The organism is Alteromonas sp. H39 (genome assembly GCF_047556435.1).
GTDB lineage: Bacteria > Pseudomonadota > Gammaproteobacteria > Enterobacterales > Alteromonadaceae > Alteromonas.
Map to the genome: position 1 here is coordinate 2,241,610 of NZ_CP180210.1, position 21,311 is coordinate 2,262,920.

A 21,311-nucleotide genomic window follows, 5' to 3' on the forward strand; every position below is an offset into this window, starting at 1 on the left:
AAAAACTCAATAATAAGCCCTTAATTATGAATAAAACCCGCGGACTATTCTGGTTTCGCCTTGACCTGCGCCTGCACGACAACCCGGCGTTGTCAGCATTGTCAGAGCAGGTTGACGCTATGACCTGCGTCTACCTTTATCCAGAAACCTTTTCCTCTTCTCACGTTCCTGACGAGGTTGGTGATGGCCGGTGTCAGAAGCTGTTTCGTGATCAGTCATTGTTGGCGCTTCGCGATGCGCTGCAAGCTATAGGTTCTGATTTACTGATTGTTACCCGTGGTGAGAATAGTGAAGCCAGGCAAATGGCGTGGTTGTGCGAGCAATTGAAAATTAATGTGCTCGGTGTCACCACTCATGGCGGCTTTTATGAGCGTAAGGCTGTAGCGCAAATCAGTGCGTCGATAACTAACCTGAAAATCGTATCTGAACAGTCAGTCACGCTGTTTAACGAAGAGGATCTGCCTTTTGAGATTAACGACATGCCGAACGTATTTACGGCTTTCAGAAAGAAAGTCGAAAAGCACGCAGACGTGTCGCCTCCCGCTGATACCGTTACCGCATTGCCCCCCGTTCTAGATGCCCGGTGTCAGTCACTGTCCTTAACCACGCAGGGAAATAACGGCAATTTCATAGGCGGTGAACGTGCGGGACTTAATCACCTCAAGTACTACTTTGGTGAGACACGGGCAGCTTCTGATTACAAAAATACTCGCAACGACATGGATGGCTGGCTCCCTTCCACCAAGTTCTCGCCCTGGCTGGCAAACGGTTCGCTGTCACCCAGAACGGTTTATCAGCGCCTGCGACGCTATGAACAGAACGTAGAACAAAATGAGTCTACCTATTGGATTTTTTTCGAGTTGCTGTGGCGCGAATTTTTCCACTGGCTGCAAATAAAACATGGTTCTGACTGGTTTGCTTATTCAGGTTTTCAGAGCAGCACGCCTGACACCTGTTTTGATCAACAAACACTTAAGCGCTGGTGCGACGGCAATACAGGCTATGATATTGTTGATGCCTGTATGCGACAGCTTAACCAGACCGGTTATATGTCTAACCGTGGGCGTCAGCTTGTTGCCAGCTGTCTGGTGCATGAGTTAAAACACGACTGGCGTTGCGGTGCGGCTTACTTTGAAAAGCAGCTGATAGATTATGACGTAGCCAGCAACTGGGGAAACTGGCTCTATCTGGCTGGAGTAGGCAGCGATCCCCGTGGCCACCGGCGATTCGACCTCCAGAAGCAAGCCGATTACTACGACAAGGACGGCAGCTTCAGAGCAACATGGCTGAAATAACCGAACCAGTTACCGTCGTCTGGCTTAAACGTGATTTCAGGCTGCGAGACCATGCGCCGCTAGAACAGGCGTCGCTGACAGGACTCCCGGTATTGCTGCTGTTTATCGTCGAGCCTGAATACGAGCGCGATCCTCATTACAGCGACAGACACATGGCGTTTATCGGGGAGAGTATTGCATGCCTTAACGCGCAGTTATCGTCATTCTCCACCTCGGTACTGGTGTTACATGCCAGCGCAACAGACGCATTTGATTATTTGCGATCGCAAGTAGAAATACAGCATATAGTAAGCCACCAAGAGGTCGGTCTGGCGTGGACTTTTGACCGCGATAAGGCGATGGCTAAGTGGTGCCGGGAAAACGACATAACCTGGAACGAGTTTCCCTATGGGGCTGTAGTACGTGCCCTGCCCCACAGAAATAACTGGCAACGTCACTGGAGTTCAGTCAATGCCCAACCAACCCGCGATCCCAGACTGTCGGAAGTGTATTGGGTAAACGATTCGCAGATAACTCACCTGCAAGCCGGGAGGTATGTTTTTCCCGCTGGCCATCCTGATATGCAAAAAGGCGGGGAACGCCGCGCATGGCACGCGATGAAGCATTTCTTTGCAGAACGCGGTAAGCACTACCATCGTCATATTTCGTCCCCTATTCAATCGCGCATCAGTTGTAGCAGACTAAGTCCATATCTGGCGTGGGGAAACCTCTCAATAAGACAGGTGCTGACCTACATCAGAAACAACCAAAATCTGAAAGACGCAAGCTGGAAACGTCCGGTACAGGCCTTTACATCACGACTGGCCTGGCATGATCATTTTGTTCAGAAATTTGAGAGCGAGCATTTGATGCAACATGTTGCGCTGAATCGCGCCTATCAAGACTTCCCTTATCTGGATGGTCCCGAGGCACACCGTCGGTTTACGTTGTGGGCGAAAGGAGAAACCGGTGTGCCGCTAGTCGACGCGTGCATGCGCGCGCTTTCTGCCACCGGATATATTAATTTCAGAATGCGGGCTATGGTAACCAGCTTTCTGTGTCATCACCTGAATGTCCATTGGGCGCATGCAGCAGAATATCTGGCATCGGTATTTCTGGATTTCGAACCTGGTATTCACTATCCGCAAATTCAGATGCAGGCAGGCATAACCGGTACCAATACTATCCGTCTTTACAACCCGGTAAGTCAGGCTGAGAAATTAGATCCCAACGGCGAATTTATCCGCAAATGGGTTCCTGAATTATCTCAGGTACCAGCACACTATATTGCCGCCCCATGGCAAATGCCACCGCTGGAAAAAGCCATGTTGGCGACAACAATTCCCGACAGGTATGCGCAGCCTATTGTCGATGTGCAGCAGGCCTACAGAGATGCCAGGGACCGGCTATGGTCATATCGTGAACGCGACGATGTGAAAAAAGAGGCCAAACGCATCCTGAGGCGACATACGCTTCCTGATAGTCCAAGTCGTCGACACGCTGCGGGACAACAATAGGAAGAACTGGTTTTACGCTTTGGTTATATATCGTCAGGCGCAAGATACTCACCGCACAATGGATGAACTGCCTACATTTTCTTCCTCAGTGAGTAGCCTTAATTGACTGTTCGCAGTTTATCTCCCGTGATCTTTTAACCACTCATTAAGCAGTTTAATCTGTCCACATTTATAGGCGGCATACATCAACCTCAATGAGTTTGACAGAACGTCTGAGTCACTCCAGCCTGTTTTGTCGCGGATCTCGTCATAGCACTTCATCGCGTCTGACGTAACATAACCGCGAACCAGCTTCTTTCCAGCTGCTTTTTGACGCTCCCGGAAGCGACGTTGTTTTTCTGCGTTTGCAGATGAATTCGTTTTCTTGTTTTCTGCCATTGTGTGCATTTCCTAAATTGAAATCGCAGTGTAACACGGCAGTTTTATCATAAAAATTACTGTTCGGAGTTGTTTAGCGTACAAGTGTTCGCTAAATTACCCGCGTATGTTTTTTCTAATCAATTGAGAAGCGAATGTCAGATAAACAAAACAGTTTTGATCGTGAAGATTTATTAGCCTGTAGTCGCGGTGAAATGTTCGGACCGGGAAATAGTCAGCTACCAGCGCCCAATATGTTAATGATGGACCGTGTAGCGAGTATTACCGAGGATGGTGGTGAACACGGTAAAGGCGAAATCGTGGCGGAACTGGATATTACTCCCGACCTTTGGTTTTTCGATTGCCACTTCCCTGGCGACCCGGTTATGCCAGGCTGTCTTGGGTTGGATGCCATGTGGCAACTTGTTGGCTTCTTTCTGGGATGGAGTGGTGGCCCAGGTAAAGGCCGGGCGCTGGGCGTTGGTGAGGTGAAGTTTACCGGTCAGATCCTTCCGACAGCGAAAAAAGTCACCTACCGCATCACCATGAAGCGTGTAGTGAAAAGAAAACTGTTTATGGGACTGGCTGACGGCACTGTAGAAGTGGATGGCCGTGTTATTTACACAGCAAAAGACCTCAAAGTGGGATTATTCCAAGACACGTCCAAATTCTGAATTAGCTAATTTGTACGAAAAAGAAAAAAGCCCCGTAAAGGGGCTTTAATGAAAGTTAACTCGAAAGAGATGACCTTTACCTGACGTTGAACCCCAGTTGCCTGTCTTCAACCGCCTCGCGCCATCCTCCTAACCATTGCGATCTCGCATCATATTGCTGAAAGGGACAAAGCTCTTTGGAGCGACCAGTGATTCCTGCCTGATACCCTTTTGCATGGGCGCGGGTCAATTTATCTCTTTTTTGTCTTTTCATTGATTAGCCTCTTTTCTTGGTTAACGTACACCGATAAAAACACAGGCGCTGGCAACAAATTATAGAGTGGAAGAGCCGTGAAAATTTACCGTGCACATTACTTAGATAGTGCAGAGACAGATTTGGTTCAAGAGCAATTAAAAAACTTCTTACTTGACAACCCCTAACGTCATGAGAGAGAAACGCTTTTTCTGTTACATTTTTTTTTCATAATTATGACGCTGGTTAAAATAAAAACACATAAAAAAGGCCGCTTACTATCAGCGGCCTACGAAATATCATTTTCGTTTTAATATAAGGTGGAACTATCGCAGACGACGTCTGAAACCAATAACAAGCGCCAGTAAGCCAAGCCATAGCGCACTTGTAGTTGCTCCCTGGCGTTCGTACTTCTCTTCTTCCTGGCTTTCTACCGCGCAGTCCTCAATTTCACCATTGGCAATTGGAGTCATTTTCAGAGAGACAATATTATCCACTTCAACGGTTTCTCCGTCGTTGTTTAAAATCTCATTTCCAGTAACGTAGGTGGCGTTTTGGCTAACGCGTGCATTGACAACAATTTCGTTACTGTCGTTAATCGAGACAGCATCCATGATGGTGTAAGGGCTGTCGCAGCCTATCAGGGTATTGAGATTTACGAATTCCTCTGTGCTCAGGTCATACATAAATGCACGCGTTTCGCGGACGCCACTCGTGGAGGATTCAAACTCAGACCTGCCAACAACGATATTATTGTTATTAATGTCTGTTGGATACACCGCTGCGTTATTGAAGAAGCCCTGAGGGTAACGCGCTTCGCCTGTATCAATGTTATACAAAAACAGACGTTGACGCGCTACAGACGTAGGAGCACGCAGCACACCGCCGGTGATCCAACCATTATCATTAATCGCAACCGCATTACTACGAAGGTTTTCTTCGCGGGGAAGAAACTCAGTAGTTTCGCCTTCAAAGAAGGTGACCGCTACAGATTCATCTTCGTTGGAGCTTCCCACAGAACCTGGACGTTGGACTCTAACCCGCTCACCGGTAGCAGCATCACCAACTGCGATCCCCTGAGAGTTGATATCAAAGGCACGAGTATAGTAGCCGCTGTCGTCATCTTCCTCAGGTTCAAAAATTAGCGGGTATGTGTCAGTAGAAATCACTTCGCCCGAGGCATCTAACTGCCATATGTGGGCATACCGAACCGGGAATAGAAAGTCTTGGGTCGCTTTCACCCTTCTTAAGCAAAACTCTACGGGTTGATCACCACGCTCTTCGTCATCATAACAGTCGTCAATCAGCGGCTGTAAGTCTTCTGAAAAGTCGGCTGAGCCATATCCGACAACCTGTAGGTTTTGGTTGATGGCATAAGCATGGCTGCTGCCACCCAGTAATGTATTAATCGGTGCAAGCCTGATCGTCTCGCCATTTACCTGCGCAAAGGCTTGCTGCCCCATATCACTATAGGTGTACACAATGACGTTATCATCGTCATTGGTATACTCCAGAGTTTTGAAAATACCTTCAGAAGTGCCCACGATGTAATCACCAGCAAGACTGTCCCTGGCCATAGACACGACTGAGTGCGTGTACCCATCAAACATGTCAGTAACTTCATCGAATCCCGGCACTAAAGACACGTCCACAGAGTCCATGATGTAACTTCTGTAACTCGCAAGTTGCTGCGTTCTGCCACTTCCCCGGTTATTCAGCAGAAAATTCACAATAGTTTCGTAATCTGCGTCTGTAAAAACCCCTTCCATTGCATCTTCTGGATTCTCGAGCCTGTAGTCAGTACGGTCAAAGAAGTTGGCAGCTTCAAGAAGCTCGACACTTACAGGAGGGTTATACTCTGATTGCGTAGTCGCCAGGATAAAACCACTGTTATCGATTGACGCACCAAAAGTATATTGAGCCTTGTCATTAACAGGTAGCGGCGTTATTGAATACGTTGCGGCAGCTGCTGAAAAGCTACCTGATGCCAGCAATACGGCAGCGGCAAGCTGAGTTCGTTTCATTTAAAATCCTATTTACTGCTGATTATCTTCCAGCATGCTTTCTAATTCATCCCAGCGCGCATATTTCCGGGATAGTTCATTTTCGGTATCGGCCAACTGCTCCAGCAACGGTGCGGTAGCAGTGGCGTCCTGCTTAAAAAAGTCCGGGTCATTCACTTTCTCCTGCAACTCGCTTAAGCGCTCCTCAAGCGTTTCAATATCGGCAGGCAGTGTATCCAGTTCCCGTTGGTCTTTGTATGATAACTTTTTCGTCTTGCGGGGAGAAGACTTAGCACTAGGACTGTCATTAGTGCCATTAGTTTCATTCTTTAACGCTGACTGTGCTTCTTTTTTCTGCGCATCGCGTTCCTTCTCCCGGGCCTGGTACCACTGTTCGATATCAGTAAATCCGCCAACAAATTCTCGCAGAACACCGTTTCCTTCAAATACCAGACAACTGTTAGCAACGTTATCAACAAACTCCCTGTCGTGACTGACCAGAAGCACAGTACCTGCGTAGTCATTTAACAGCGTTTCCAACATTTCCAGCGTCTCGACATCCAAATCATTCGTCGGCTCATCGAGAACCAGTACATTGCTGGGTTTGAGCATCAGCTTGGCGAGCATCAGCCGGTTTTTTTCACCGCCGGACAGGGACTTCACCGGAGAATTCACCCGTTCAGGACTGAACAAATAGTCCTGCAGGTAACTCATTACGTGGCGTGGATGACCGTTCACGGTCAGATCGCGTTTTCCGTCCGCTACCGCATCAATGACCGTTTTTTCCGGGTCCAGCCCCTGCCGGTGCTGATCAAAATAAGCGACTTCCAGGTTAGTCCCTGGTTTAGACTCACCACTGTCAGGCCGAAGCTGACCCAGTAACAACTTGATGAGGGTACTTTTCCCTACTCCATTGGGACCAATCAATGCCAGTTTATCACCTCGAAGCACGTTAAGGTTAAGGTGACTGACGATTTGTTTACCTTCAATGGAATAGCTTAAATCATTAACTTCGAAAACACGTTTACCAGAGCGGGACGCCTGATGTTGAGATACCACCGCTGAGCCCATTAAATCACGTCGCGCCTTGCGGGCTTCACGCAGCTTTTTAAGTGCCCGCACCCTGCCTTCATTGCGCGTTCTGCGGGCTTTAATCCCCTGTCGGATCCACACTTCTTCCTGAGCTAGTTTGCGGTCAAACTCAGCATTCTGCGATGCTTCCACTTCCAGATCCTGCTGTTTTTTGTCAAGGTACATCTGGTAGTTACCTGGGTAGCTGGTCAGTGAGCCGCGATCTAAATCTACAATCCGGGTAGCCATATTGCGAATAAACGCCCGGTCGTGGCTGACAAACACGATAGCGCCTTTGAAGTTAAGCAAGCTTTGTTCAAGCCAGCGTATCATCTCAATATCGAGGTGGTTCGTTGGTTCATCCAGTAACAATAAATCGGGTTGACGCACCAACGCTCTGGCCAGCGCCGCTTTACGTCGCCATCCGCCGGAAAGCGTAGACAATGATGTATCTGCATCCAGCTTAAGCATGGTCAGGGTTTGCTCGATTTGTTGTTCGAACTGCCAGGCGTCGCGGCTCTCAAGCGCTTCCTGTAGCTTCTGTAGCCGGTTTAAATTCGCTTCCGACGGATCCTCTGTCACCAGACGGGTTTGCTTAAAGTAGTCTTTCAACGTCTGGCCGACATCAGCAAGACCTTCTGCGACGTAATCAAATAAGCTGATATCTGTGGTTTGCGGTGGATCCTGTTCCAGGCGCGCAATGATCGTATTGCCCTCGATGATTCGCTGGCCGTCGTCGGCAATAATATCACCCGCGATGACCTTCATCAGGGTAGATTTTCCACTTCCGTTGCGGCCAACCAGACATACGCGTTCGCCGGGCTGAACCACCAGTTCGACACCATCCAGCAAGGGAGGATTGCCGTAAATAACAGTTATATTCTTTAACTGCAGAATGCTCACTGTAAAAATGCCTCCAGCATTTGGCTGTTAAAAGGCCAGCCTATTTCTTTATCGTTATCAACGCGTTTTAACACCGGAATACGGACGCCATAATAATGGTACCAATCCGTATTGTCTCTGACGTTTCGCATCTCAATCTCAAGTGACTCATAACATGAGGTTGCTTCCAGCTCCTGCTTTGCAAGGTCACAAAGCTCGCAATGGGGGCCGGTATAGAACAGTATTCTCATGATTGCAAAATCCAGCATTTATGAATAGGTGAAGCCTTCTTGAAATCTTCCGGTATTGTCTTATCCGTTATCTCTTCAATCTGCAGGCCCAGTGCTTCCACGGCCGCGTTATCTAACTTAAATCCCTTGCGGTTATTGGAAAATATAATGGTGCCTCCTGCCGTCAGACATTTCACAGCACTGCTGAGCATGGCAACATGATCTCGCTGCACGTCCCAGGTCGACTGCATTCGCTTCGAATTGGAAAATGAAGGCGGGTCGATAAATATCAGTCCGTACTTGCCATCATGTTGATCAAGCCAGGTGGTACAGTCAGCCTGTACGAAGGCATGTGCCCCCTGTAGCTTGTTCAGAGCGAAATTCTGTTTTGCCCAGTCAAGATAGGTTTTCGACATGTCTACAGTAGTAACAGAACGCGCCTGTCCCATTGCGGCAAAAACCGAAACACTGCCGGTATACGAAAACAGGTTCAGTACGTCTTTCCCTTTTGCCTGTGCTTTTATTATCTGCCGGGTATCTCTGTGATCTAAAAACAACCCGGTATCCAGATAGTCTGTCGGATTAACAATAAAGCGAGCGCCGTTTTCCCAGACTTCGATGGTGTTGCCTTTCTGCCCCATCTTCTCGTATTGTTTCTGCCCTTTTTGCTGACTGCGAACTTTCAGCGCAATTTTTTTAGGGGATACTCCCGTGACGGCCGGAAGATGTAGCAATACCTCCTGCAACCGCCGGCGCGCCTTGTCTTCTGAAACGGTCTTAGGCGGAGCATATTCCTGCACCACCAACCAGTCGTCATAGCAGTCTATTGCGACGTTATAGTCTGGCAAATCCGCGTCGTAAAGACGGTAACAATTTGTATCCTGAGATTTTAACCAGCTCTTACGTTTTTTCAGGTTTTTACGCAGTCGGTTAGCAAACTCATGAGCTTGTGCATCCCCACTAAATTGTTCGCAATTGGCGCTGTCCAGCACATAGTTTACGAGCCGGCATTCGAGCTTACCGTTATTCATGGCGTACTCTTTCGCGGCACGCAGCTTCATAACCCGAAGTAAATCGCGATTACTGCTAAGCAAAGAGACATGCCAGTCTTTCCATGCGTCTTTAAAACGCTTGCCCCACTGAGAAAACAACGGAATGAGATCAGTAAGTTCACCAAGACGCTCGCCATATGGCGGATTACTTACCACATAGCCAGGTGTCTTATCCGGTGGCGAGGCTTTCGTCGCATCCTGCACGTGAAACTGAATGTCGCTAAATACCCCTGCTACATCTGCGTTTTTCCTCGCGACCGCAACAAGCGTGCGACTGACGTCACTGGCGTTGATACTGCAGCTTGCCTCAGTCTGTCCCTGTAACGCTTTCTCAACCAGTTGCTCCCATAACCCGGCATTGTGACCCAGCCACCGGTTGAAGCCCCAGTAGTCTCGCTTGATACCAGGCGCAATGTTTTTGGCAATATAAGCCGCTTCAATGGCGATCGTCCCGGAGCCACACATGACATCCACCAAAGGTTTGTCGGTTTCCTGAGTCCAGCCACTGCGTATCAGCATGGCGCAAGCAATATGCTCTTTAAGCGGTGCTTCACCGGTATCCTGGCGATAGGCGCGCTGATGCAAGCTGGTGCCGGATAAGTCCAGTCCTATGATGACATTGTCCCGATGACACTTAGCATAAACAGGGAAATCAGGCTGCTTGCGTTCAACGTTAGGGCGCTGCGAACCGACCTCTAGAAAGTGGTCGACTATCGCATCTTTAATCTTTACCGCCCCGAACTGGGTATTTCTGATTGCCCGATTGGTGCCGGTAAAATTAACCGATAAGGTATCTCTCGCATTCATGTGCATTTGCCAGTCAATATCGCTGGCTGTTTTGTAAAGTGCTTCTTCCGAGTCAGCCTTACCACTGTTCAACACCCAAATTACCCGGTTCGCCAAACGCGACCACAAGCAAAGTGTATAGGCTTGCTCTAGGGTGCCTTCAAACTGAATGGCGCCGGGTGATAGCTTCACCTCTGCCCCCGGACAAAGCATTTCGATTTCCTGTTTAACAAGTTCATCGAGTCCGCGGCTGGAAGTGACAAGTATACTGTTCATAGGTTTCCTGTGTTACGAGTTTGCAGAGCTTCACGCATCAGATTGACTTCACAATACTGCGTATCAGAGCCGGGCCCTGATAGATGAAGGCAGAATAGACCTGTACCAGTGATGCCCCTGCTTGCAGTCTGTCTTGAGCAGCCTGTGGACTATCAATCCCTCCGACACCGATAATGGGAATTTCGCGATCCAGCGCTTTGGATAGCTTACGGGTGACATCCAGACTCATCTGCGTCATCACTGAGCCACTTAAACCGCCTGCTTCATCGGCATGAGGCAGCCCTTTAACCGCGTCGCGGCTAAGCGTGGTATTGGTAGCAATGACACCGTCCATCTTATTTTTCAGTAATGACGCTGCGATACTCTCAATTTCTGCGTCACTTAGGTCTGGCGCAATTTTTATAAATAACGGAACATATTTGCCATGTGTCTGACAAAGCGATTCCTGCGCAGCTTTCAAGCCATGTAACAACGAATCAAGTGCGTCACCATACTGAAGGTTACGAAGCCCGGGAGTGTTTGGTGAAGAAATATTCACGGTGACATAACTGGCGTATGGATAGACCTTGTTCAGGCAGATCAGATAATCATCCAGTGCTTTGCTCTCTTCCGTGTCTTTGTTTTTGCCGATGTTGATGCCAATGGCACCTTTAAAATGGCTGCGCTTCACCTGCTCTACCAGATAGTCAACGCCTTTGTTGTTGAATCCCATTCGGTTGATGATGGCTTCTTTTTCGCTGATCCGAAACAATCTTGGCTTTGGATTTCCTGGTTGCGGGCGCGGTGTGACCGTGCCGACTTCAACAAAACCAAATCCCATCGCAGCGAAGGCATCTATGCACTCGCCGTTTTTATCCAGACCCGCAGCCAGGCCAACCGGATTATCGAAGGTGATCCCAGAAACCGTCACCGGCTTTTTAATGGTTGGCGTGGAATATAGCCACTTTAGTGGTGTGTGCTGCGTTTTGTGCAGCCAGTTAATCGTAAAATCGTGGCTTTTTTCAGGCTCACACGCGAGTAGAATTTTCTGTGCTATTGATTGCATACATCACACGGTTGGGTAGCTATAAAAAAGCCCTGTTAAACAGGGCTCTTTAATCTGTTGAATGTGCGTATTCTAATGGTTCGACTTAACGCTTAAAAGCATCAATTCACGTAAAGCCACAGAAAACTTGGCAAATTCATGGGTAGAGCTGGTTTTGAACTCTGACATCATGTGATACCAGCGTTTTAACAGCGTCTCGTTACTGTCAATCCAGGTATTCAGGATTTCATCAGCATCTGTTGCATCTGGTCTTGAGTGCAACAAATTGGCTGTAATTGAGCGTTGCTGCCAATCCAGCTCCTCACGATAAGAGGCTCTGGCCAATGCCTGCCAGTGGTTACTGACGGCCTGGTTGGTGATTTGGTCCAGGAACCAGTGCAATTCAAGTCTCGAGCCTAACTGGAAGTAAAGCTTGGCAATCACTGATGTTTCGTGCTCATCACTTTCGTTAATTTGTGCAAGATCAAGACTGGAGAACATATTCGAGAAGCTGGCTACCTGATAAGCGATATCCGCCGGCACACCCGCCTTGACGTAACGACTGGTTTTCTCCTCAAGTTGCGCGTACTCACCCTCAACCAGATAATGCTCAAGGTTACGGGACAGATTATCGAACGTATCGCGATAACTTGCGATAGCTTCTTCTACGCCCAGCGATTTATTGCCATGGCGAATATACCAGCGTGCGGAACGTCGCATTGTGCGGCGAGCAGCCTCCAGCATCTCTAGTTGCAGACGAGCCGGGATCACGTTATCCAGCTCTTCAATGCGCTTCCACAGCGAATTGATGTTGAAGATACCTTTCACGATGGCATAGGCATTGGCGATTTCATCTACCGTAGCGCCAGTTTCTTCCTGCATACGGAAGACAAAATTCAGGCCCATATCGTTAACCATGTTATTGGTTAACTTGGTTGCGATAATTTCGCCTCGTAATGGATGTTCTTCCATTTGCGCGGCAAACTTCTCACGTAAAACCGGTGGGAAGGCCTCAACCAGCAGTTTGCCGTGGAACGGGTTCTGGGTTATCTCAGGAATATTCAGCGCATCCTTTAATACCATTTTACCGTATGCAATTAACACGCTCAGCTCAGGGCGGGTTAAACCACGATTTGACGCAACGCGATCTGAAATTTCATCGTCGCTGGGGATGAATTCCAGCTCACGGTTTAAGAAACCTTCACGCTCAAGGCCATGGATAAACCGCAGTTGCTCTTTAAGTTGATTAACCCCAGCCATTTCGGTAATTGAAATCGATTGTGTCTGACGGTAACAATCGTGCAGCACGATCCGTGATACATCATCCGTCATATCGTAAAGCAGGTTGTTACGTTGTTTGACGGTAAGATCGCCCTTGTTTACCAAGCTGTTTAGCAGGATCTTGATATTAACTTCATTATCCGAACAATCTACGCCGCCAACGTTGTCGACAAAGTCAGTGTTAACGCGGCCACCTACAGACGCATATTCAACACGCCCAAGCTGGGTCAGGCCAAGGTTACCGCCCTCACCCACGATTTTAGCCTGAACATCTCGGCCATTTACCCGTAAGTCATCGTTCGCACGATCACCAACTTCCGAGTGACTTTCTTTCTTACTCTTAATGTAGGTTCCGATACCACCGTTCCAGATGAGGTCGACCGGCATTTTCAAAATGTTGTGAATAAGCTCGTTTGGCGTCATGGTGACCTGGCGAGTACCCAACCACTTCTTCATCTCTGGTGTGAGCTTAATTGACTTGGCCGAGCGGTTAAAAATACCACCGCCTTTAGAAATCAGTTTGCTGTCATAATCTTCCCAGCTCAAACGCGGATTCTCAAACAGGCGCTGACGTTCTTTGTAGCTTGACTCAGCATCCGGGTTCGGGTCGAAGAAAATGTGCAAATGGTTAAACGCAGCAACCAGGCGCGTGTGTTTGGACAGCAACATGCCGTTACCAAAGACATCGCCGGCCATGTCGCCAATACCAACACAGGTAAAATCTGTCGTCTGACAGTCAATACCGATTTCGCGGAAGTGTCGCTTAACGGACTCCCAGGCACCACGTGCGGTAATTCCCATTTTCTTGTGGTCATAACCGATGCTGCCACCTGAAGCAAAAGCATCACCAAGCCAGAAGTGGTATTCATTGGAAATACTATTGGCAATATCAGAGAAAGTCGCGGTGCCTTTATCCGCAGCAACAACCAGGTATGGGTCATCCTCATCGAGACGAACGACATCTTTAGGCGGCACAATTTCACCGTCTACGATGTTATCTGTTATATCCAGCAAGCTACGTATAAACGTGCGATAACACGCCTGCCCTTCGGCCTGAATGGCTTCGCGCCCTTCCCCTACAGGTAATTGTTTACAGACAAATCCACCTTTAGCGCCAACCGGTACGATAACCGTATTTTTTACTTGCTGCGCTTTTACCAGACCCAGTACTTCTGTACGGAAGTCCTCCTGACGGTCTGACCAACGAAGTCCGCCACGGGCAACCTTACCACCACGAAGATGAACACCTTCCACCTTCGGTGAGTAAACAAAGACTTCAAATTTAGGCAGCGGTAGTGGCATGTCTGGGATCAGTTCAGGCATCATTTTAAACGAGACGTAGCTCTTCTCGTTATTTTCACTGTCTGTCTGATAGAAGTTAGTACGCAACGTCGCACTCATCATATCCAGATAACGGCGAATGATACGATCGTCATCCAGGTTAGATACGTTATCCAGTTGCACCTTAATCTCTTCTAAGATGGCGTCTTGTTTTTTCTGCGTGCGCTTCTTGAACGGGTTGAAACGTTGTTCAAAGAAATCAACCAGCAAACGTGCAATATCTGGATAGTTAGCCAGTGTATTAGCAATATAATCACGGCTAAAGGAACTGCCCGTCTGGCGCATGTACTTGGCATACGCTCGCAAGATAGTCACCTTACGCCCAGTAAGACCCGCCCCCAGAATCAGGCGGTTAAACGCATCATCTTCCAACGCGTTGTACCAGACCTTAGCAAACGCATCCTGAAACAGCACCTGCGCCGTTTCCATATCGAAATGCTGACCGCTTTTGTGAAGCATGGAGAAATCCATGATCCAATTGCGTTCACCTTCTGCGCACGTGACTTTATAAGGGCTCTCGTCAATTACGCGTAACCCAAAGTTCTCTAACATCGGTAACACGTCAGACAAATGGATAGGCTCAGCACGATGAAACAATTTCAGTTTTACAACCTGGCTGTCTGCCTGTTCTTCCTGCGGACGATAAAACAGCATATCCAGCGTATGCTCATCACTGAGAAGCTCAAGTTTACCTATGTCGACAAGCGCGGCACTAGGTAAATTGTGATCGGTATAACTGCGCGAAAAGGCGTTGGTATATTTGCGCTCAAGGGCTTTACCGTTTGCTTCTCCGTGGGCCGCAGTAATTGCCGCGGCAAGTCGGTCGTTCCAGGTTTTGGTAAGCTCTATAATATTTTTTTCGATTTCTTTCACGTCGTATTCCGCATTATTGTCTTTCACCCGCGCAATGTAGTGCGTGCGAGCATACACAGACTCAGAAAAGAAAGTGGTAAATTCCACTTCACCATCTGCGTTAAGTGACTTCTTAAGCAGTTCCTGTGTTTCTTTTCGAAGCTGGGTGTTGTAACGCTCCCTGGGTACAAACACCATACAGGAGAAGAAACGGCCAAAGGTGTCTTTGCGGATAAACAGCCGGGAAATCCCCCGCTCCTGCATTTGGAAAATGCCCATAACGATTTGTGCAAGCTCTGCAGCCGGGGTTTGTAGTAACTCGTCACGCGGGTAAGTTTCTACAATGTTCACGAACGCCTTATACGCGTGGGTCCCAGGCTCGAAACCAGATAAATCCGTTATGCGTTGAATTTTCTCTCGCAGGATAGGTAACTGAGTGGCGCTTTGGTTGTAAAAAGACGCGGAATATAATCCCAAGAAGCGATGTTCTCCGACAACCTGTCCGTCTTTATTAAACACTTTTACACCAACATAATCCATGTAGGCAGGACGATGCACCCGCGAGCGACTGTTTGTTTTCGTCAGGATCAGCGGATTGTCGCTTAACGCCTCGGCCCTGGCTGACGCCGGCAGTTTTGAAATCAGGCGCTCACGATCGCTGATTGAGTTTTTCATCAGGCCGAGGCTGCTATCATTAGCAGGGATCCAGCGATGGTCCCCTTCGATGGCTTTAACGTCGTAGTAACGGTATCCCATCAGGGTGAAATTGTGATCTGCCAGCCAATCTAAAAATTGCTTGGTTTGTTTTGTTTCGCTGCTATCAACTGGCCAGTTAAGTTTACTGGCCTCTTTGGTAACAGCATGCAACTTATCTGTCATTTGCTGCCAGTCCTGCACAGCAAGACTGACTTCATCAACCACAGAAAACAGTTCTTTTTTAAGGCTGTCGAGATCTTTTTTCGCGGTCTGGCGGTCGATTTCAATAAACAACACAGTTTGCTTAACCGTGTCCTTATCTTTTTCACTCGGATCGATAAAATCACTTATCTGCCCTGCCTTGTCGCGCTTCAACCAAATTGGGCTGTGAAGAAACAGGTGTGCAGTAATTCCCAGCCTGTTTAGTGCCATTCGCACGGAGTCAACCAGAAAAGGAACGTCGTTAACGATAATCTCAACGATGGTATGACTTGAATGCCAGCCGTGCTTAGCAATTTCAGGATTAAAAACCCGGATATAGGGTGATTGGCTATCGAATTTGTCCAGCGCGTTCCACAGGCTCAGCGTTGCACCGTAGAGGTCGCTGTCGTTGCGGTGCTCAAGATCGTCACTGGAAATATTCTTATATAACAGGCGACCAAATTGCTGAACCAGAGATTTTTTATTGGCATCGACCTTCTTGTCGATGAGTGAATATACATTCTCTAGCAAAACGGAGTGTCGCTGTGAGGTGACTGTCATGTATAAACCTTATAATTGTCGTAAGTGCAGAGTATCGCTGAGTATTTTCGCTAATTTAGAGGGACTTATAAAGCCCCTTTTTAACGGATTATTAACAGGATAGATAAGTATGCAGAAAACACCCAAAAAAAAGGGCCTTACGGCCCCTTTTTCTGATTAGCTATGCAAAAATAATTTTATGCACCCTGGTCGTTTCGCTTCCACCACAGGAATCTAGCTAATGCAGGTAGGACAATAATGGCGCCTAACATGTTCACGACAAACATAAAGGTTAGCAGAATGCCCATATCCATTTGGAATTTCAGTGAAGAGAATACCCAGGTACTGACGCCAATCGCCAACGTGATCCCGGTAAACAATACCGCACTCCCGCGTTCTTTCAATGCGGCGAGATATGCTTCCTGAACAGAGGCCCCCTGTTTTAGCGCAATGCTTTTCGTGGACAGGATATAAATACCATAATCCACACCAATACCCACGCCTAATGCGATTACCGGTAACGTAGACACGGTCAGTCCAATTTGCAGATAAGTCATGAGCGCCTGCGCCAGTACAGAGACAACGTAAAGCGGAATTACCACCACCAACGTTGCACGAATTGAGCGGAAGCTGATAAGACACAGCGCAATAACGGCGCCAAATACATACATCATCATTGGCGTTTGAGCCGCCTTCACTGCTTCATTGGTCGCAGCCATTACGCCTACGGGACCAGAGGCCAGACTAAACTTCATGTCATCCGTCTCGTAATCAGTGCGATAATCTTTAACGGCGTCAACCACACGAGAGATCGTTTCGGCTTTGTGATCTTCCATGAACAGGATGATTGGCATCACCGAGCAGTTACCGTTTAGCAGACCCGATGAGGTTGGTACACGAGAAATCGCCTGCACCAGTGTCTGCTGATTGCGTGGTAATACCTGCCACTTCACGTTCCCTTCGTTGTAACCGGCGTTGACTACCTTCGCAACCGAAGCCAGAGATACCGATGACTGCACGCCCTTAACGTTTTCCATCTTCCACTGAAAATCGTCCATGGCTTTCATCACACTGTGTGACGTACACGCCTCTGGCGTGGTCTCTACAAGTACCGATATGTAATCTACCGTGACTTCATATTTGTCGGTAATAAGAAACGTATCCTGGTTATACCGTGACGACTCATGTAACGCCGGCGCACCAGCATGCAAGTCACCAATTTTCATTTGATGAGACTGGTAATAGCCAAAAACAAATAGAATTGCCGTGACAATCAGGATCACTGTAGCCGGACCTTTCCGCGAGCATGCCGCAATGATGTTCCAGAACGCCTCAGATTTGCGCTCTTTGCCATCAAACTTGCTCACGTAATCTTCGTCGAGCTTCAGGAAGCTCATTAGCACAGGTAACAACAACAGGTTGGTGAGGATGATAACCGCAACACCTAAACTTGCTGTAATGGCAAGCTCCCGGATGATACCGATATCAATCACCAATAGCGTCATAAAGCCTACGGTATCCGACAACAATGCAATTCCGCCAGGAACCAGCAAGTTACGGAATGCACCCATTGCGGCGCGTTTTGCACCAATCCCTTTGACAGCTTGTTTTTCCACGGCATTGATCATCTGCACGCCATGGCTTACACCTATTGCGAATACCAGAAACGGTACCAGAATCGACATAGGATCCATGCCAAAACCAAGCGATGTCAGCAAGCCTAGCTGCCACACCACCGCGATGACGGAACATAATAATGGCAGTACCGTAAGCATGATGCTGCGACAGAAGAAGAACACCATAATTGCGGTTATCGCGATAGCGATGGCAAAGAAGAATACGACATCTTTGGCACCATCTGCGACATCACCAATCATTTTTGCAAAACCGATGATATGAATAGAAATTTCATCATTTTCATACTGGCCTCGAAGTTGCTCTTCGAGTTCAGCAGCAAAGGCCAGCGTGTCGAGCGGTTCTCCGGTTTGCGGGTCGAGTTCCAGTAACTGCGCGGTCACCATCGCACAGGAGTAATCGCTGGATACCTGCCTGCCAACAATATTCGCTTTCTCAACATTGGCAGCCACTAAATCAAGCGCACGCTGATTAGATGAGTCAAAATCTGCGGGAATGACCGGGCCCCCGGCAAAACCGCCTTCAACAATCTCGGTGAAACGGGTGGATGGTGAAAATAGTGACACAACTAATGAACGGTCTACGCCATTTATAAAAAACAGCTGATCGTGCACATTTTTTAGCGTGTCAAAAAAGTTTTGATTGTAAATATTGCCGTTCTTGTCGCATACAGACACCAGAATACTATTGGCACCACCGAAGTCTTTACGATGCTCCATGTAAGTCTTCATGTATTCATGATTCAACGGAATGTTTTTTTCAAAACCCGCATCAAGACGCATCTGGGAAGCCTGATAACCGAGAAACAGCGTGGCGATTGCAAACACGGCCACGACCAGCTTTCGGTTGGAAAATACGATCTTTTCGATAACCTGAGTGATTCTCGACATAATTCTCTTACTTCAAATTCATTATTTTAATGCCGTTTGCGGATACCGCGATGGTATTGCCTTTAAACTGCACTGCGTTTAACAACGCGGCTTTATCATCCACCTGGCGTGTATTAATGCCTTTGGCAGGCTCACAACGTGACGTTGATGCGTAAGGATCGTGCTCACTCACCGGTAATGGCCTTTTTGCAGAAACCAGCATACCGTTGTTGCCCATAGCAACCACGCGCTCATCGCTTGCAACAAACACTGAGTTTAGTGTACTGGTTGAACAGGTGTTCACATATTCCCATGCATCATCACGCATCACAAACATGTTGCCCCGTAACCCTACGGCGAGGAGTGTCTCATTATCAAGTGGACGAATATCAAAAAATGAGCCGGTGTAATCTACTTCGTAGCGCACCCATTCACGGCCGCCATTTTCACTGTAGGCCAGTAAGCCCGCTTCACCTGCTAAATAGAGTATGCCGTCCTGTGGGGTTACACGGTTGATATGTGGCAATATAGAGTTCAGTTCTTGCTGATAGAAATCAGGATCCTGTTCTTTGATATCCTCAAGATATTCGCGATCCATGGGGGCAAGCAAACTAGCGTGACGCTCTGATTTCCAGGTGGTGCCACCATCAGTGGTTCTGTAGAAAAGTCCGTATGCACCTACCGCGATCCCTTCCTGCTCGTTAAAAAAGACAACATCAAGAAAGGGGCGCTGAAGATCAGGCTCAAAGTTCTGAATTTCCCAGGTTTTACCACGATCTGCCGAATACAGAATAACGGCATCGTGACCTACTGCCCAGACGTTATCGCCCTGAATGGTGGTTGCAGTGAGCGTAGATTGCGTTGGAACCTCAACTTGCTCGAATGTTTCACCATCCGACGAAATAAGAATATGCCCTCGCTCCCCTACAATCACAACGTACTCACTGGCATCTACGTCCAGCAGCACTGACTCTTTGACCAGCGGCGCCATAAACGCTTGTTCAGCCATGGCGTTAACGCTTAATACTGATGCTGCAATACATGCCGCAAAGGCTTTTTTCATATCTCACAACTTCCTTAAAACTATGAAGTTAATACAAAAACGGTTGGCATTGCCAACCGTTTTCTTACTCTCAGGCAAATTAACGCATACCTTCTCGTCTTAATGCCTGTGGGGTAAACTCGCGGTCCTGAGGACGGATGGTGAAGTCATACATGCCTTCTTCGTTGTCCAGACCAATCGCCAGATAGCGACGAGAGTTCAGGTCGTGATATACGTCAAGCGTAGACCATTGTGTAGGAACTTCGTAGTAGTTTATACCGTATGCTACGCCAACCCGATACAGCTCACCGCGGTTGTCGTACATATCAGCTACCTGGATCTGCCAGCTGTCTTCGTCAATAAAGAATACACGTTTCTGGTAAACGTGACGGAAACCTTCTTTCAACGTGGCTTCAACAACCCAAACGCGGTGCTTCTCCCAACGCGTCAGATCAGGGTTAATATGATTTGGTTGAAGAATGTCAGAATAACTTACGTTATCACTATGCAATGCGTAGTTGTTGTAAGCAATGAACATTTCTTTTTTGCCTTTCAGCTCCCAGTTGTAGCGGTTAGGCGAGCCGTTAAACATATCGAAATCATCCGTGGTACGCAGGCCATCAGCGGCAGTTCCCGGAGTATCATAAGCAATGTTTGGCGCAAGACGCACACGACGCTGACCGGTATTGTATGTCCATGCCTTACGCGGCTCTTTAATCTGGTCAACCGTTTCATGTACCAGCAGTGCAGTACCGGCAAGACGTGCAGGCTCGGTAACTTTTTGCTTGAACATGAACAGAATATTGTCTTCAACCAACTGCTCTGGCGTTACACCTTCTTTCGCATACTGGATAAGAAGCTGTTCATCAAAACCAATGACGTTATAGTCACCAGAGGATGTTACCGCTGCCTGTCCACCATTACGCTGCACCGCTTCACCGCGATAGCGAAGAATGTGATTCCAGATAGCTTCCAAACCATTTTGCGGAATTGGGAATGGGATACCTACTGCAGCACCTTTAATGCCGTTACCACCGTCAAGCAATTCGGCACGAGTCGCGTTGGCTCTCGTTGCCTCATAAATGTCCTGAGGGTTAGAAGCAGAACGGCGGGTTTCATATACCGGCATACGGAACGTTTCCGGATACGCTTCGAATAGCTTTTTCTGCCCTTCAGACAGCATGTCAGCATATTCTTTATAGTTCTGTGCGGTTATTTCAAACAGTACTTTATCATTTGGATACGGGTCAGGGTGGTGATCGCCCACTGAGTACCCTGAAGGTGCCTCGGTGATACCACCAGTCCATGCAGGAATACTACCGTCTGCGTTTCCCGCCTTTTCGGCACCCAGCGGTGTCAGTTCGTTTCCAAGTTTATTCGCCTCATCTTCTGAGACCTTCGCCATAACACTGGCACCGGATAGTGCCAGTGACAATGCGGCTGCGATAATTCCTACTTTTCTAATCATAAACACCA

At 47.9% G+C, this 21,311-nt stretch carries 14 protein-coding genes; 3 read left to right on the forward strand and 11 right to left on the reverse strand.

The features are described from left to right. Positions 1-26 precede the first annotated feature (26 nt). Positions 27-1,295 carry a DASH family cryptochrome gene (locus ACLBLI_RS09960; RefSeq protein WP_414827470.1) on the forward strand — a complete coding sequence of 423 codons (1,269 nt, stop codon included), beginning with the start codon at positions 27-29 and terminating at the stop codon, positions 1,293-1,295. Continuing rightward, positions 1,283-2,791 carry an FAD-binding domain-containing protein gene (locus ACLBLI_RS09965; protein WP_414827471.1) on the forward strand — a complete coding sequence of 503 codons (1,509 nt, stop codon included), beginning with the start codon at positions 1,283-1,285 and terminating at the stop codon, positions 2,789-2,791. The genes ACLBLI_RS09960 and ACLBLI_RS09965 overlap by 13 nt, the downstream gene beginning before the upstream one ends. Before the next feature lie 117 nt (positions 2,792-2,908). Here the strand turns inward: ACLBLI_RS09965 and ACLBLI_RS09970 are convergent, their stop codons facing one another. Further along, on the reverse strand, positions 2,909-3,178 hold the full coding sequence (locus ACLBLI_RS09970) for a hypothetical protein (protein WP_414827472.1): 270 nt from the start codon (positions 3,176-3,178) through the stop codon (positions 2,909-2,911). 125 nt (positions 3,179-3,303) lie between these two features. Between ACLBLI_RS09970 and fabA the strand changes: the two genes are divergently transcribed. After that, positions 3,304-3,822 carry a bifunctional 3-hydroxydecanoyl-ACP dehydratase/trans-2-decenoyl-ACP isomerase gene (gene fabA / locus ACLBLI_RS09975; RefSeq protein ID WP_218311122.1) on the forward strand — a complete coding sequence of 173 codons (519 nt, stop codon included), beginning with the start codon at positions 3,304-3,306 and terminating at the stop codon, positions 3,820-3,822. Positions 3,823-3,898: 76 nt separating this feature from the next. Here fabA and rmf read toward each other — a convergent pair whose 3' ends face one another. From rmf to ACLBLI_RS10025, 10 genes are all read right to left on the reverse strand, one after another. Further along, positions 3,899-4,075: a ribosome modulation factor gene (rmf, locus tag ACLBLI_RS09980; RefSeq protein WP_414827473.1), complete on the reverse strand. Its 177-nt coding sequence runs from the start codon at positions 4,073-4,075 to the stop codon at positions 3,899-3,901. A gap of 305 nt (positions 4,076-4,380) precedes the next feature. Continuing rightward, positions 4,381-6,078: a DUF3466 family protein gene (locus ACLBLI_RS09985; RefSeq protein WP_414827474.1), complete on the reverse strand. Its 1,698-nt coding sequence runs from the start codon at positions 6,076-6,078 to the stop codon at positions 4,381-4,383. Positions 6,079-6,090: 12 nt separating this feature from the next. Further along, a complete protein-coding gene (locus ACLBLI_RS09990; protein ID WP_414827475.1) occupies positions 6,091-8,031 on the reverse strand; it encodes an ABC transporter ATP-binding protein in 1,941 nt (646 codons plus the stop codon). Further along, positions 8,028-8,261, reverse strand: coding sequence for a glutaredoxin family protein (locus tag ACLBLI_RS09995; protein ID WP_414827476.1), 234 nt, complete (start codon positions 8,259-8,261; stop codon positions 8,028-8,030). Before ACLBLI_RS09995 ends, ACLBLI_RS09990 begins: the two co-directional genes overlap by 4 nt. After that, the gene (gene rlmKL, locus ACLBLI_RS10000; RefSeq protein WP_414827477.1) at positions 8,258-10,354 is read right to left on the reverse strand and encodes a bifunctional 23S rRNA (guanine(2069)-N(7))-methyltransferase RlmK/23S rRNA (guanine(2445)-N(2))-methyltransferase RlmL; all 2,097 of its coding nucleotides are present in this window, start codon (positions 10,352-10,354) and stop codon (positions 8,258-8,260) included. Before rlmKL ends, ACLBLI_RS09995 begins: the two co-directional genes overlap by 4 nt. Before the next feature lie 37 nt (positions 10,355-10,391). Continuing rightward, positions 10,392-11,399, reverse strand: a complete 1,008-nt coding sequence (gene pyrD, locus ACLBLI_RS10005; protein ID WP_414827478.1) for a quinone-dependent dihydroorotate dehydrogenase — start codon at positions 11,397-11,399, stop codon at positions 10,392-10,394. A gap of 72 nt (positions 11,400-11,471) precedes the next feature. Continuing rightward, a complete protein-coding gene (locus tag ACLBLI_RS10010) occupies positions 11,472-16,310 on the reverse strand; it encodes an NAD-glutamate dehydrogenase (protein ID WP_414827479.1) in 4,839 nt (1,612 codons plus the stop codon). 176 nt (positions 16,311-16,486) lie between these two features. After that, positions 16,487-18,814: an efflux RND transporter permease subunit gene (locus tag ACLBLI_RS10015; protein ID WP_414827480.1), complete on the reverse strand. Its 2,328-nt coding sequence runs from the start codon at positions 18,812-18,814 to the stop codon at positions 16,487-16,489. A 7-nt stretch (positions 18,815-18,821) separates the two neighbouring features. Further along, entirely contained in the window at positions 18,822-19,856 is a 1,035-nt protein-coding gene (locus ACLBLI_RS10020; protein ID WP_414827481.1) for a WD40/YVTN/BNR-like repeat-containing protein, read from the reverse strand. Positions 19,857-19,935: 79 nt separating this feature from the next. Beyond that, positions 19,936-21,303 carry a DUF1329 domain-containing protein gene (locus tag ACLBLI_RS10025; protein ID WP_414827482.1) on the reverse strand — a complete coding sequence of 456 codons (1,368 nt, stop codon included), beginning with the start codon at positions 21,301-21,303 and terminating at the stop codon, positions 19,936-19,938. Between the last annotated feature and the right edge of the window lie 8 nt (positions 21,304-21,311).

What these genes read in the sequence shown, in the direction of transcription:
- rlmKL (WP_414827477.1), bottom strand. Translation starts at nt 10,354, where the DNA reads ATGAACAGTATACTTGTCACTTCCAGCCGCGGACTCGATGAACTTGTT.
- ACLBLI_RS10025 (WP_414827482.1), bottom strand. Translation starts at nt 21,303, where the DNA reads ATGATTAGAAAAGTAGGAATTATCGCAGCCGCATTGTCACTGGCACTA.
- ACLBLI_RS10020 (WP_414827481.1), bottom strand. Translation starts at nt 19,856, where the DNA reads ATGAAAAAAGCCTTTGCGGCATGTATTGCAGCATCAGTATTAAGCGTT.
- ACLBLI_RS09995 (WP_414827476.1), bottom strand. Translation starts at nt 8,261, where the DNA reads ATGAGAATACTGTTCTATACCGGCCCCCATTGCGAGCTTTGTGACCTT.
- pyrD (WP_414827478.1), bottom strand. Translation starts at nt 11,399, where the DNA reads ATGCAATCAATAGCACAGAAAATTCTACTCGCGTGTGAGCCTGAAAAA.
- ACLBLI_RS10015 (WP_414827480.1), bottom strand. Translation starts at nt 18,814, where the DNA reads ATGTCGAGAATCACTCAGGTTATCGAAAAGATCGTATTTTCCAACCGA.
- fabA (WP_218311122.1), top strand. Translation starts at nt 3,304, where the DNA reads ATGTCAGATAAACAAAACAGTTTTGATCGTGAAGATTTATTAGCCTGT.
- ACLBLI_RS09985 (WP_414827474.1), bottom strand. Translation starts at nt 6,078, where the DNA reads ATGAAACGAACTCAGCTTGCCGCTGCCGTATTGCTGGCATCAGGTAGC.
- rmf (WP_414827473.1), bottom strand. Translation starts at nt 4,075, where the DNA reads ATGAAAAGACAAAAAAGAGATAAATTGACCCGCGCCCATGCAAAAGGG.
- ACLBLI_RS09960 (WP_414827470.1), top strand. Translation starts at nt 27, where the DNA reads ATGAATAAAACCCGCGGACTATTCTGGTTTCGCCTTGACCTGCGCCTG.
- ACLBLI_RS09970 (WP_414827472.1), bottom strand. Translation starts at nt 3,178, where the DNA reads ATGCACACAATGGCAGAAAACAAGAAAACGAATTCATCTGCAAACGCA.
- ACLBLI_RS10010 (WP_414827479.1), bottom strand. Translation starts at nt 16,310, where the DNA reads ATGACAGTCACCTCACAGCGACACTCCGTTTTGCTAGAGAATGTATAT.
- ACLBLI_RS09965 (WP_414827471.1), top strand. Translation starts at nt 1,283, where the DNA reads ATGGCTGAAATAACCGAACCAGTTACCGTCGTCTGGCTTAAACGTGAT.